At 69.8% G+C, this 12,908-nt stretch carries 11 protein-coding genes; all 11 read left to right on the forward strand.

The features are described from left to right. Positions 1 to 69: 69 nt before the first annotated feature. Complete coding sequence (gene ilvD, locus HUN58_RS14815; protein ID WP_058742977.1) at positions 70 to 1,764, forward strand: dihydroxy-acid dehydratase; 1,695 nt, start codon at positions 70 to 72, stop codon at positions 1,762 to 1,764. Positions 1,765 to 1,810: 46 nt separating this feature from the next. Further along, positions 1,811 to 3,631 carry an acetolactate synthase large subunit gene (locus HUN58_RS14820; RefSeq protein ID WP_180225066.1) on the forward strand — a complete coding sequence of 607 codons (1,821 nt, stop codon included), beginning with the start codon at positions 1,811 to 1,813 and terminating at the stop codon, positions 3,629 to 3,631. Beyond that, positions 3,628 to 4,128 carry an acetolactate synthase small subunit gene (gene ilvN, locus HUN58_RS14825; RefSeq protein ID WP_022904394.1) on the forward strand — a complete coding sequence of 167 codons (501 nt, stop codon included), beginning with the start codon at positions 3,628 to 3,630 and terminating at the stop codon, positions 4,126 to 4,128. Before HUN58_RS14820 ends, ilvN begins: the two co-directional genes overlap by 4 nt. Before the next feature lie 52 nt (positions 4,129 to 4,180). Beyond that, the gene (gene ilvC / locus HUN58_RS14830) at positions 4,181 to 5,206 is read left to right on the forward strand and encodes a ketol-acid reductoisomerase (RefSeq protein WP_058742975.1); all 1,026 of its coding nucleotides are present in this window, start codon (positions 4,181 to 4,183) and stop codon (positions 5,204 to 5,206) included. 207 nt (positions 5,207 to 5,413) lie between these two features. After that, positions 5,414 to 6,604: a mannitol-1-phosphate 5-dehydrogenase gene (locus HUN58_RS14835; RefSeq protein WP_058742974.1), complete on the forward strand. Its 1,191-nt coding sequence runs from the start codon at positions 5,414 to 5,416 to the stop codon at positions 6,602 to 6,604. A gap of 49 nt (positions 6,605 to 6,653) precedes the next feature. Continuing rightward, positions 6,654 to 7,097 carry a hypothetical protein gene (locus HUN58_RS14840; RefSeq protein ID WP_058742973.1) on the forward strand — a complete coding sequence of 148 codons (444 nt, stop codon included), beginning with the start codon at positions 6,654 to 6,656 and terminating at the stop codon, positions 7,095 to 7,097. Further along, the gene (locus HUN58_RS14845) at positions 7,094 to 7,474 is read left to right on the forward strand and encodes a hypothetical protein (protein ID WP_058742972.1); all 381 of its coding nucleotides are present in this window, start codon (positions 7,094 to 7,096) and stop codon (positions 7,472 to 7,474) included. Before HUN58_RS14840 ends, HUN58_RS14845 begins: the two co-directional genes overlap by 4 nt. A gap of 156 nt (positions 7,475 to 7,630) precedes the next feature. After that, positions 7,631 to 9,220: a phosphoglycerate dehydrogenase gene (gene serA / locus HUN58_RS14850; RefSeq protein ID WP_058742971.1), complete on the forward strand. Its 1,590-nt coding sequence runs from the start codon at positions 7,631 to 7,633 to the stop codon at positions 9,218 to 9,220. Positions 9,221 to 9,234: 14 nt separating this feature from the next. Continuing rightward, positions 9,235 to 10,296: a 3-isopropylmalate dehydrogenase gene (locus HUN58_RS14855; protein ID WP_180225067.1), complete on the forward strand. Its 1,062-nt coding sequence runs from the start codon at positions 9,235 to 9,237 to the stop codon at positions 10,294 to 10,296. A 14-nt stretch (positions 10,297 to 10,310) separates the two neighbouring features. Then, positions 10,311 to 11,426 (forward strand): branched-chain amino acid aminotransferase, encoded by a 1,116-nt coding sequence (locus tag HUN58_RS14860; RefSeq protein WP_180225068.1) that lies wholly within the window; start codon positions 10,311 to 10,313, stop codon positions 11,424 to 11,426. A 24-nt stretch (positions 11,427 to 11,450) separates the two neighbouring features. Next, on the forward strand, positions 11,451 to 12,221 hold the full coding sequence (locus tag HUN58_RS14865; protein WP_058742969.1) for a fumarylacetoacetate hydrolase family protein: 771 nt from the start codon (positions 11,451 to 11,453) through the stop codon (positions 12,219 to 12,221). Positions 12,222 to 12,908: the final 687 nt, after the last annotated feature.

A 12,908-nucleotide genomic window follows, 5' to 3' on the forward strand; every position in this document is an offset into this window, starting at 1 on the left:
CCCGGCCACGTGCCTCCCGTCCGACGGGTCGTGTCCCGCTGGTATCCCAAACGGTCCTAGACTCGCACCATGCCTGACATCGACGTGAAGCCGCGTAGCCGGGTCGTCACCGACGGGATCGAAGCGACCACCTCGCGTGGCATGCTCCGGGCCGTCGGCATGGGCGACGCAGACTGGGACAAGCCGCAGATCGGGATCGCGTCCTCCTGGAACGAGATCACCCCCTGCAACCTCTCCCTCGACCGCCTCGCGCAGGGCGCGAAGGAGGGCGTGCACTCCGGCGGCGGGTACCCGCTGCAGTTCGGCACCATCTCCGTCTCCGACGGGATCTCGATGGGCCACGAGGGCATGCACTTCTCGCTCGTCTCGCGCGAGGTCATCGCCGACAGCGTCGAGACCGTCGTGAACGCGGAGCGCCTCGACGGCACCGTGCTCCTCGCCGGCTGCGACAAGTCGCTGCCCGGCATGCTCATGGCCGCCGCGCGCCTCGACCTCGCGAGCGTCTTCCTCTACGCGGGCTCGGTCATGCCGGGCTACGTGAAGCAGGCCGACGGCTCCTTCAAGGAGGTCACGATCATCGACTCCTTCGAGGGCGTCGGTGCGTGCAAGGCCGGCACCATGACCGAGGCCGAGCTCAAGGAGATCGAGTGCGCGATCGTCCCGGGCGAGGGTGCCTGCGGCGGGATGTACACGGCGAACACCATGGCGAGCGTGGCCGAGGCCCTCGGTATGTCGCTGCCGGGGTCCGCCGCCCCGCCGAGCGCCGACCGCCGCCGTGACTACTACGCGCGCCGCTCGGGCGAGGCCGTCGTCAACATGCTCCGCCTCGGCCTGACCGCCCGGCAGATCCTGACGCGCGAGGCGTTCGAGAACGCCATCGCCGTCGCCATGGCCCTGGGAGGCTCGACCAACGTCGTCCTGCACCTGCTCGCGATCGCGCACGAGGCCGAGGTCGAACTGACCCTCGACGACTTCAACCGCATCGGCTCGAAGGTCCCGCACCTGGCCGACATGAAGCCCTTCGGCAAGTACGTCATGGTCGACGTCGACCGCAACGGCGGCATCCCGGTGATCATGAAGGCGCTGCTCGAGGCCGGTCTGCTGCACGGGGACGTGATGACCGTCACCGGCAAGACCCTCGCCGAGAACCTGGCCGAGATCGACCCGCCGGAGCTCGACGGCGAGGTGTTCCGGAAGCTCGACAACCCGATCCACGAGACCGGTGGCCTGACCATCCTCAAGGGCTCCTTCGCCCCGGACGGCGCCGTCGTGAAGACCGCCGGGTTCGACGCCGCCGTGTTCGAGGGCCCCGCGCGGGTGTTCGACCGCGAGCGTGCCGCGATGGACGCCCTCACCGAGGGGCAGATCCAGAAGGGCGACGTGGTGGTCATCCGCTACGAGGGCCCGAAGGGCGGTCCGGGCATGCGCGAGATGCTCGCGATCACCGCCGCCATCAAGGGCGCGGGCCTCGGCAAGGATGTACTACTGTTGACGGACGGACGATTCTCAGGCGGCACAACCGGCCTGTGCATCGGCCACATCGCACCGGAAGCCGTGGACGCAGGTCCAGTGGCATTCGTGCGCGATGGCGACCGCATCCGTGTCGACATCGCGGCTCGCTCGCTCGACCTACTGGTCGACGACGCCGAGCTGGAGGCCCGCCGAGCAGGCTGGGCTCCGCTGCCCCCGCGCTACACCCGCGGAGTCCTCGCGAAGTTCGCGAAGCTCGTCCAGTCCGCCGCCAAGGGCGCGGTCACGGGCTAGCGTCGACACCCGCACCACCGCCATCACTCCAGGCAAGGAACACCTCATGCCCACGGAAGCCACTCCGCTGTCCGCGGCCGCCGGTGCACGCCGGTCGCCGGAGATCCTGACCGGCTCGGGAGCCGTCCTCCGGACGCTCGAGCACCTCGGGATCACCGACGTCTTCGGCCTGCCCGGCGGCGCCATCATCCCGTTCTACGACGAGCTCATGGCGTCCACGACGATCCGGCACATCCTCGTCCGGCACGAGCAGGGCGCCGGCCACGCGGCCGAGGGCTACGCCTCGGCCTCCGGCAAGGTCGGCGTCGCGATCGCCACGTCCGGCCCCGGCGCGACGAACCTCGTCACCGCCATCGCCGACGCCTACATGGACTCGGTGCCGTTCATCGCGATCACCGGGCAGGTGTTCTCGACCCTGATGGGGACGGACGCCTTCCAGGAGGCCGACATCGTCGGGATCACGATGCCGATCACGAAGCACTCGTTCCTCGTGACCGACCCGGCGGACATCCCCGCGACGCTCGCCGCCGCGCACCAGATCGCCACGACCGGTCGTCCGGGCCCGGTGCTCGTCGACATCACGAAGGACGCCCAGCAGAAGTCGGCGCCCTACGTGTGGCCGCCGAAGATCGACCTGCCCGGCTACCGCCCCGTCACGAAGGCGCACGGCAAGCAGATCGTCGCCGCGGCGCAGCTCCTGGCCGAGGCCGAGCGTCCCGTGCTGTACGTCGGCGGCGGCGTGGTCCGCTCCGGTGCGACCGCCGAGCTGCTGCGCTTCGCCGAGGCCACCGGTGCGCCGGTCGTGACGACGCTCATGGCGCGCGGTGCCTTCCCCGACTCGCACCCGCAGCACCTCGGCATGCCCGGCATGCACGGCACCGTCCCCGCGGTGCTCGGGCTGCAGGACAGCGACCTCATCATCGCCCTCGGTGCGCGGTTCGACGACCGCGTGACCGGCAAGGCCGACGAGTTCGCGCCGCACGCCAAGGTCGTGCACGTCGACATCGACCCCGCCGAGATCTCGAAGATCCGCTTCGCGGACGTGCCGATCGTCGGCGACGCCCGCGAGGTCCTCGTCGACCTGCTCGAGGCCTGGGGCGACGTCGCCGCGGACCGTGCCGACACGAGAGCGTGGTGGACCAAGCTCGAGCAACTCCGGACGGACTTCCCGCTCGGGTACGCCGAGCCGACCGACGGACTCCTCGCCCCGCAGGCGATCATCCGCCGCATCGGCGAGCTCACCGGGCCCGAGGCCGTCTACGCCTCCGGGGTCGGCCAGCACCAGATGTGGTCGGCGCAGTTCATCAAGTACGAGCGGCCGCACGCGTGGCTGAACTCGGGCGGCGCAGGCACGATGGGCTACTCGGTCCCCGCGGCGATGGGCGCGAAGGTCGCCGAGCCGGACCGCGTGGTCTGGGCGATCGACGGCGACGGCTGCTTCCAGATGACGAACCAGGAACTCGCGACCTGCGTCATCAACGACATCCCGATCAAGGTCGCGGTCATCAACAACTCGTCGCTCGGCATGGTGCGGCAGTGGCAGACGCTGTTCTACGACGGTCGGCACTCCTTCACCGACCTCGAGACCGGCCACGAGAGCCGTCGCGTGCCGGACTTCGTGAAGCTCGCCGACGCGTACGGTGCCCTCGGCATCCGCGTCGAGCGCGCCGACCAGGTCGACGACGCGATCAAGCTCGCCCTCGAGACGAACGACCGCCCCGTCGTCATCGACTTCGTGGTGAGCCGTGACTCCATGGTGTGGCCGATGGTCCCGCAGGGGGTCGGTAACTCCTCGATCGAGTACGCCCGCGACCACGCGCCCAGTTGGGACGTCGAGGACGCCGACATGACCGGAGACCCCGCATGAGCCACGTCCTCTCCCTGCTCGTCGAGGACAAGCCGGGTCTGCTGACGCGCGTCGCCGGGCTGTTCGCCCGTCGCGGCTTCAACATCGAGTCGCTCGCGGTGGGCAACACCGAGGTCGAGGGCCTCAGTCGGATCACGGTCGTCGTGGACGTCGAGGACCTGCCGCTCGAGCAGGTCACGAAGCAGCTGAACAAGCTCGTCAACGTGATCAAGATCGTCGAGCTCGACTTCTCGCAGTCGGTGCAGCGCGAGCACATGCTCGTCAAGGTCCGGGTCGACAACCAGACCCGGTCGGCGGTCCTCGAGGCCGTGACCCTCTTCCGTGCGCAGGTCGTCGACGTGGCGACCGACTCGCTCGTGGTCGAGGTGACCGGCGACCCCGGCAAGATCCAGGCCATCCTTCGCGTCCTCGAGCCGTACGGCATCAAGGAACTTGCCCGTGCCGGCCTGCTCGGCATGGGCCGCGGCCCGAAGAGCATCACCGACCGCGTCCGCTGAACACCGCTCCAGCACGCGCACCAGACCACCAGAACCAAGGAGACACACCCTCGTGACTGACATCGTGTACGACGCCGACGCCGACCTGACGCTCATCCAGGGCAAGAAGGTCGCCGTCATCGGCTACGGCTCGCAGGGCCACGCCCACGCCCTCAACCTCCGTGACTCGGGCGTCGAGGTCAAGATCGGCCTCAAGGAGGGCTCGAAGAGCCGCCAGAAGGCGGAAGAGGCGGGCTTCGACGTGCAGACCCCGGCCGAGGTCACGAAGTGGGCCGACGTCGTCGTCATCCTCGCCCCGGACCAGGTCCAGCGCATCGTCTACCGCGAGGACATCGAGCCGAACCTCAAGCCGGGCGCCACGCTCGTCTTCGGCCACGGCTTCAACATCCGCTACGGCTACATCGAGGCCCCCGAGGGCGTCGACGTCTCCCTCGTCGCGCCGAAGGGCCCCGGCCACACCGTGCGCCGCGAGTACGAGGCCGGCCGCGGCGTGCCCGTGATCGTGGCCGTCGAGGTCGACGCGTCCGGCTCGGCCTGGGACCTCGCGTGGTCCTACTCGAAGGCGATCGGCGGCCTGCGCGCCGGCGGCATCAAGACGACCTTCACCGAGGAGACCGAGACCGACCTGTTCGGTGAGCAGGCCGTGCTCTGCGGTGGCACCTCGCAGCTCATCCAGTACGGCTTCGAGACGCTGACCGAGGCCGGCTACCAGCCGCAGATCGCGTACTTCGAGGTCCTGCACGAGCTCAAGCTCATCGTCGACCTCATCTGGGAGGGCGGCCTCACGAAGCAGCGCTGGTCGATCTCCGACACGGCCGAGTTCGGCGACTACGTCTCCGGCCCGCGCGTGATCTCGCCCGAGGTCAAGGAAAACATGAAGGCCGTCCTCGCGGACATCCAGGACGGCACCTTCGCGAAGCGCTTCATCGCGGACCAGGACGCCGGCGCACCGGAGTTCACGGCCCTGCGCGAGAAGGGCGAGAACCACCCGATCGAGGCGACCGGCCGCGAGCTCCGCGCCCTGTTCGCGTGGAAGTCGAACGACGCCGACTACGTGGACGGCTCCGCCGCGCGGTAGTCTGCGGACACCACACTCGACGACGAGGCGGCGGTGCGACTGCACCGCCGCCTCGCGATGTGACACGGACCTCATGCACCAGTACCCCACCTGTCCCCGCGCCGCCCGACGGCCGGGTCCCGCCGACCCCGTGATCACCCTCGCGACGGCCCTGCCGTCCACGAGGAGTGGTCACGACCGGTCCTCCCGACATGCGAGGATCGACGGATGGCGGTGACGAAGCGAGCGGTCCACATCGGCGCCGGTAAGATCGGGCGCGGATTCGTGGGCCAGTTCCTGGTCGCGAGCGGCTACGAGCTCACGTTCGTCGACGTCGACGCCCGGGTCGTCTCGGCCCTCAACGAGGCCGGCCGCTTCGTGGTGCACGAGGTCGGCGAGATGCCCGTCGAGCACCTCGTGTACGGCTTCCACGCGCTGAGCAGCAAGACCGACCGCGACCGCGTCGTGCAGGCGATCGCGGAGGCCGACGTCGTGACCACGGCCGTCGGGGCCCGCACGCTCCCGCTCGTCGCCCCGGTCATCGCCGAGGGCCTGGCCGCCCGGCCGCTCGACCGCGGTGACGTCACGATCGTCGCCTGCGAGAACGCGTTCAACGCGACCGACTCCCTGCACGCCAGCATCCGTCGTGCGCCGATCCTCGAGGACCGCGACATCGCCGCCGTCTTCGCCAACTGCGCGATCGACCGGATCGTCCCCGACCAGTCCGGCGTGCTCGGCCAGTCCGGCGGGCTCGACGTCGTGCTCGAGCCGTTCTACGAGTGGGTCATCGAGCGGACGCCGTTCGCCGACTCGGATTCCGAGCCGCCGCAGATCGACGGCGTGACGTGGGTCGACGACCTGCAGCCGTTCGTCGAGCGCAAGCTCTACACGGTGAACACCGCGCACGCGACGGCCGCCTACCACGGCTACGTCCGGGGGATCCGGCTCATCCGCGAGGCCCTCGAGGACCGCGACGTCCGCGCCGAGGTGGACGGCGTCCTCGCCGAGACCACCGCGCTGCTCGTGGCGAAGCACGGGTTCGACCCGGCCGAGCACGCCCGCTACGTCGCCGCGAACCTGACCCGCATCGCGAACCCGCTGCTCCCGGACACCACCGTCCGGGTCGGGCGGAACCCGCTCCGGAAGCTCGGCCGTCGCGAGCGCTTCGTCGGCCCCGCGTCGCAGCTCGCCGAGCGCGGCCTGCCGGTCGACCACCTGCTCGGTGCCGTCCGCGCCGCGCTCGCGTTCGACGACGAGAACGACCCCGAGTCGATCGAGCTGCACGCGCTCCTGCGCTCCGGCGCGACCGCGCACGCGCTCACCGAGATCCTCACGGGTCTGATGGAGAGCCACCCGCTCTTCCCGGCGGTACGCGAGGTCGTCGCCGAGGTCCTCGCGACCCAGCCCGCCGACGTCTGACCACCCCGCGGTGCGGCCGCGGTCGCCGACGGCTCGTAGAATCGTCCCCATGACCACGGCAGCTTCCCCGCCCGACGGCTCGGTCGACCGCGACGACGACGAAGCCCTCAGCTGGGGCGACGCCGACGACGCGACCCACGTCGACGCGGCCCACAACCCGGTCGCCGTCAAGGACCGTGGCGGCCGCGACCCCGAGACGCCCGAGACCTCCGGCGCCCTGATCGGTTTCGGCGTGTTCGGCGGTCTCTACCTGCTCTACACCGTCGCGTGGCTCCTCACCGCGTCGACGTCCTACGTGGCGAACGTCGACACCCTGTTGACGGTGTTCGTCGAGGTCCTCCGGTTCCTCTCCATCGTCGCGCCGGCGCTCTGGTTCACGGTCGTCCTCTGGGCGGCCCGTGGCCGTCGCACCCGCACGCGGCTCCTCTGGATGCTGCTCGGCGCCGCCGTCCTGTTCCCGTGGCCGTTCCTCATGACCAGGAGCTTCGGGTGACCGCGGCCACGCCGGCGACGCGCCGGCAGTCATCGCCCCTCGTCGGTCGGATCGTCGTCTGGGCCGTCTTCGGCGTCCTCTTCGCCTACATGACCGTCCAGAGCGTCGGGAACCTGGTGACCGTCTCGCAGTCGGTCCGCGCCTTCAACACGTTCCTCGAGTCCGCGTCCGGCGGCGGTTCGCTGCAGCGCAGCACCCCGTGGGTGTGGTTGGTCCTCGACATCGCGATCGCGCCGGTCGCGTTCGCGGTCGCCCTCTGGGTGACGCGCCGCACGCGTCTCGCCGTGACGGTCGGCGTCTTCGTGGTCGCCTTCGCTGCCGCGGGTGCGCTCTGGCTGGACCTCCAGCTCTTCGTGCCCCGGCTCCTCGACTTCTGACGCGACCACCCCACTGACAGGAGGCTCGTGGCACGCCCGCCACGATCCTCCCGTCCGCCGTGTGGTCCCGGACCGGACCACCGGGACGGTCGTAACCGCCTGCTCGCGTCGATACGATGGTGGGATACCGCCCGTCTCGTGTGAGGAACTGCAGCTGTGCCGAAGCCGGTCGTCCTGATCGCCGAAGAACTCTCGCCCGCCACCGTCGACGCCCTCGGGCCCGACTTCGAGATCCGGAACGTGGACGGTACCGACCGACCCGCCCTCCTGGCCTCCCTGGCCGACGCGCACGCCGTGCTCGTCCGCTCCGCCACGAAGATCGACGCCGAGGCGATCGCCGCCGCGCCGCAGCTCAAGGTCGTCGCCCGCGCCGGCGTCGGCCTCGACAACGTCGACATCAAGGCGGCCACGACCGCCGGTGTGATGGTCGTCAACGCGCCGACCTCGAACATCATCTCGGCGGCCGAGCTGACCGTCGGGCACATCCTGTCGCTGGCCCGGCACATCCCGGCGGCGCACGCGTCGCTCGCCGCGGGGGCCTGGAAGCGCTCGTCGTACACGGGCGTCGAGCTGTACGAGAAGACCGTCGGCATCATCGGCCTCGGCCGGATCGGCGCGCTCATCACCCAGCGCCTGCAGGCGTTCGGCGTCTCGGTCATCGCGTACGACCCCTACGTCACGTCGGCCCGGGCGCAGCAGCTGGGCGTCGAACTCGTGTCGCTCGAGGACCTCCTGCGCCGCGCGGACTTCACCACGATCCACATGCCGAAGACCCCGGAGACGGTCGGCATGATCTCCGACGAGCAGTTCGCGCTCATGAAGCCGAGCGCCTTCGTCGTGAACGTCGCACGCGGCGGGCTCATCGACGAGGACGCCCTGCACCGCGCCCTCACCGCGGGCACGATCGCCGGCGCCGGCCTGGACGTCTTCGTCTCCGAGCCGCCGAAGGACTCGCCGCTCCTCGCGCTGCCGAACGTCGTCGTCACGCCCCACCTCGGCGCCTCGACCGACGAAGCGCAGGAGAAGGCGGGGGTCTCGGTCGCCAAGTCCGTGCGCCTGGCGCTCGGCGGCGAGCTCGTCCCCGACGCCGTGAACGTCGCCGGTGGTGTCATCGACCCGTACGTCCGCCCGGGCATCCCGCTGATGGAGAAGCTCGGCCAGGTCTTCACCGGCCTCGCGACCTCGCCGGTCACGAGCATCGACGTCGAGGTCCACGGCGAGCTCGCGCAGTACGACGTCAGCGTCCTCAAGCTCGCGGCGCTCAAGGGCGTGTTCACGGACGTCGTCAGCGACCAGGTGTCCTACGTCAACGCACCGCTCATCGCGGAGCAGCGCGGGGTCACCGTGCGGCTCATCACCGACGCGGACAGCCCGGAGTACCGCAACGTGCTCACGATCCGCGGCGCCCAGTCCGACGGCCCGGCGATCAGCGTCTCCGGCACCCTGACCGGCCCGAAGCAGGTCGAGAAGCTCGTCGAGATCAACGGCCACGACGTCGAGGTCGCCCTCGAGTCGCACCACGTCGTGATGGTCTACACCGACCGCCCGGGCATCGTCGCGGTCTACGGCAAGGAGTTCGGCGAGGCGGGCATCAACATCGCCGCGATGCAGATCTCCCGCCGCGAAGCCGGTGGCCAGGCGCTCAGCGTCCTGACCGTCGACTCGCCGGTGCCCGCCGAGATCCTCGAGCACGTCCGGTCCACCATCGACGCGACCTCGCTCCGCGAGATCGACATCACGCTGTAGGGGAGTGGCGAGACATGGCACAGTCGCTCAAGCTCGCGGTCGTCCGCGGCGACGGGATCGGTCCCGAGGTCGTCGACGAGGCGCTGAAGGTCCTGCACGCGGTGCTGCCGGACGACCTCGTCGTCGAGGAGACCGCGTTCTCGCTCGGCGCGACCCGGTACCTCGAGACCGGCGACATCCTGACCGACGACGACATATCCGCCCTCGCCGAGCACGACGCGATCCTGCTCGGCGCCGTCGGCGGCGACCCGCGCGACCCGCGGCTCGCCGGCGGCATCATCGAACGCGGCCTGCTCCTGAAGCTCCGGTTCGCGTTCGACCACTACGTCAACCTGCGCCCGACGACGGTGTACTCCTCGGTCGCGAGTCCGCTCGCCGACCCGGGCGAGGTCGACTTCGTGGTGGTCCGCGAGGGCACCGAGGGCCCCTACGTCGGCAACGGCGGCGCGATCCGGGTCGGGACGCCGCACGAGATCGCGACCGAGGTCTCGCTCAACACCGCGCACGGTGTCGAGCGCGTGGTCCGGTACGCGTTCGACCTGGCCGAGCGTCGGCCGCGGAAGCACCTGACGCTCGTGCACAAGAGCAACGTCCTCGTGCACGCCGGATCGCTCTGGCAGCGCACGGTCGCCGCGGTGGCCGAGGAGCACCCCGACGTCACGGTCGACTACCAGCACGTCGACGCCGTGACGATCCACATGGTCCGCGAACCCGGTAGGTTCGACGTCATCGTCACCGACAACCTGTTCGGCGACATCATCACCGACCTCGCCGGCGCGATCAGCGGCGGCATCGGTCTGGCGGCCTCGGGGAACCTGAACCCGGACGGCACCTTCCCCAGCATGTTCGAGCCGGTCCACGGTTCCGCGCCGGACATCGCAGGCCAGCAGCTCGCCGACCCGACGGCCGCGATCCTGTCCGTCGCGTTGCTCCTCGACCACATCGGTCGCGGTGACCTCGCGGCGGTCGTGACGCGGGCGGTCGAGGCCGACCTCGCCGGCCGGGGCACAACGCACCGCCGCACGGCCGAGATCGGCGACGCGATCGCCGCAGCGGCACGCACCACCACCGCCTGACAGGAGTCACCCCGATGAGCACCGACACCGACACGTCCTTCGATCTCGCGTTCGCGAGCGTCCCCTCGCCCGAGCGCCGTGCGGCGGCCGAGCGCGAGGAGATCCTGGCCGACCCGGGCTTCGGCAAGCACTTCACGGACCACATGGCGACCGTGCAGTGGACGCTCGACGGCGGGTGGCACGACGCGTCGGTCCACCCGTACGGGCCGCTCTCGCTCGACCCGAGCGCGAGCGTGTTCCACTACGCGCAGGAGATCTTCGAGGGCCTCAAGGCCTACCGGCACGCGGACGGCTCGGTGTGGTCGTTCCGGCCGGACGCGAACGCCCGCCGGTTCCAGCGGTCGGCCCGTCGCCTGGCGCTGCCCGAACTGCCGGTCGAGGTGTTCGTCGAGTCCATCCGGCAGCTCGTGCGCACGGACGTCGACTGGGTGCCGTCCGCTCCGGAGACCAGCCTGTACCTGCGCCCGTTCATGATCGCGACGGAGTCGTTCCTCGGGGTCCGTGCCGCGCAGGCGGTCGCGTACCACTGCATCGCGAGCCCGGCCGGCGCGTACTTCACCTCCGGCCCGAAGCCCGTGTCGATCTGGCTCTCCACGCAGTACGCCCGCGCCGCCCGCGGTGGCACGGGTGCGGCGAAGACCGGCGGCAACTACGCGGCGTCCCTGCTGCCCCAGCAGGAGGCCTACGAGCAGGGCTGCCAGCAGGTCATGTTCCTCGACTCGGAAGAGGGCAAGTACCTGGAAGAGCTCGGCGGCATGAACGTCGTGCTCGTGAAGTCCGACGGCACGCTCGTGACGCCGGACTCCGAGTCGATCCTCGAGGGCATCACGCGCGACTCGATCCTGCAGCTCGCCGAGGACCGCGGGCTCCGGGTCGAGCGCCGCCGGGTCGCCCTCGACGAGTGGCGTGACGGCGTCGCCGACGGCTCGATCATCGAGGCGTTCGCGTGCGGGACCGCAGCGGTCGTCACGCCGATCGCCGAGCTCCGCGGCGACGGGTTCACCATCGGTTCGCCGACGGTCGGCGCCGGCGAGCTCACGATGTCCCTCCGCGACGAGCTCACCGACATCCAGTACGGCCGTCGTCCCGACCTGCACGGGTGGATGACGCGGCTGACCGACCCGGCCTGAGCGCGGGATCGGTAGGGTCGAACGGTGAAGATCGCACGGTTCAGCAGCACGGGTGAAGACCCTCGGTACGGCATCCTCGACGAACGCGACCTGGTCGTGCTCGCGGGGGACCCGATGTACCAGGGGTTCGAGACGACGGGGGAGCGGGTGCCGCTCGCCGACGCGAAGCTCCTCGCCCCGGTGATCCCGCGGTCGAAGGTCATCGGCGTGGGCCTGAACTACGCCGAGCACGCGTCCGAGATGGACGAGCGCTCCGGGGACGACCCGGTGGTCTTCCTCAAGCCGAACACCGCGGTGGTCGGTCCTGACGACCCCATCCGTCTGCCCGCCGACGTCGGCCGGGTCGACCACGAGGGCGAACTCGCGATCGTGATCGGGTCGCTCGCCAAGAACGTCCGGCGCGAGGACTTCGCGAGCGTCGTGCTCGGGTACACGATCGCGAACGACGTGACCGCCCGCGACCTGCAGGCCCGCGACGGCCAGTGGACCCGCTCGAAGGGCTTCGACACGTTCTGCCCGCTCGGTCCGGTGATCGAGACCGAGATCGACCCGTCGGACATCCGGCTGGAGACACGCGTCGACGGGGAGCTGCGCCAGGCGGCCTCGACCGCCGAGATGGTCCACGACATCCCGACCCTGGTCGAGTTCGTGTCGTCGATCTGGACGCTCCTGCCCGGTGACGTCATCCTGACCGGGACCCCGGCCGGCGTCGGGCAGATCCGCGACGGCGAGGTCGTCGAGGTCCTCATCGAGGGCATCGGCTCCCTGAAGAACCCCGTCATCGCCCGGCACTGAGCTCGCGATGCCGAACGGCCCGCTCCCCACCGGGGGAGCGGGCCGTCCTGCTTCCTGGCGCGCTCGCGTGGGCGACACGCCCGGGCGGTGCGCTGGTTGGCGGGGTCCCTGGGGCGTGTGTAGAGTAATCACTCGTTGCCGCTGAGGCGGAGAACGGAACGGCCGAGACGGTCACCGGGTCATCGATCCGGAGGATGCAGTCCGGACGGGGTCCCGCTCAGGCAACCAACCCCACGAACGAACATGCACCGCAAGGTGGCGTTCCGGGGTGTCGAGATCGAAAGCCCCTCTGTTGAGGTCCGGTGTTTGTCGGGCTGATTGATGGGTGCGTCTGGTCCTTGAGAACTCAACAGCGTGCACATTGTCAATGCCAATTATTTTGACCCCGTGTGATCGTGGCTCTTTTGGGGGTCACGGTTGTCGGAGACAATTCCTTTTGGATTGAATTGATTGTCAGTAGACAGTCTTTACGGTCAGTTTCAACTCGCTGACGCTTTCGGGTGTTGGTTGTATTTTTTTTACGGAGAGTTTGGTTCTGGCTCAGGACGAACGGTGGCGGCGTTCTTTAAACATTCCAGTCGGACGATGAAGCCCCACTTTCTGGGTGGATTAGTGGCGAACGGGTGAGGAAAACGGGAGTAACCTGCCCCTGACTCCGGGATAAGCGGTTGGAACGACGTCTAATAC

The sequence above is a fragment of the Curtobacterium sp. Csp1 genome, from assembly GCF_013347185.1.

Coding starts and splice junctions, on each gene's coding strand:
- ilvD (WP_058742977.1), top strand. CDS start 70: ATGCCTGACATCGACGTGAAGCCGCGTAGCCGGGTCGTCACCGACGGG.
- HUN58_RS14820 (WP_180225066.1), top strand. CDS start 1,811: ATGCCCACGGAAGCCACTCCGCTGTCCGCGGCCGCCGGTGCACGCCGG.
- ilvN (WP_022904394.1), top strand. CDS start 3,628: ATGAGCCACGTCCTCTCCCTGCTCGTCGAGGACAAGCCGGGTCTGCTG.
- HUN58_RS14835 (WP_058742974.1), top strand. CDS start 5,414: ATGGCGGTGACGAAGCGAGCGGTCCACATCGGCGCCGGTAAGATCGGG.
- HUN58_RS14840 (WP_058742973.1), top strand. CDS start 6,654: ATGACCACGGCAGCTTCCCCGCCCGACGGCTCGGTCGACCGCGACGAC.
- HUN58_RS14855 (WP_180225067.1), top strand. CDS start 9,235: ATGGCACAGTCGCTCAAGCTCGCGGTCGTCCGCGGCGACGGGATCGGT.
- HUN58_RS14860 (WP_180225068.1), top strand. CDS start 10,311: ATGAGCACCGACACCGACACGTCCTTCGATCTCGCGTTCGCGAGCGTC.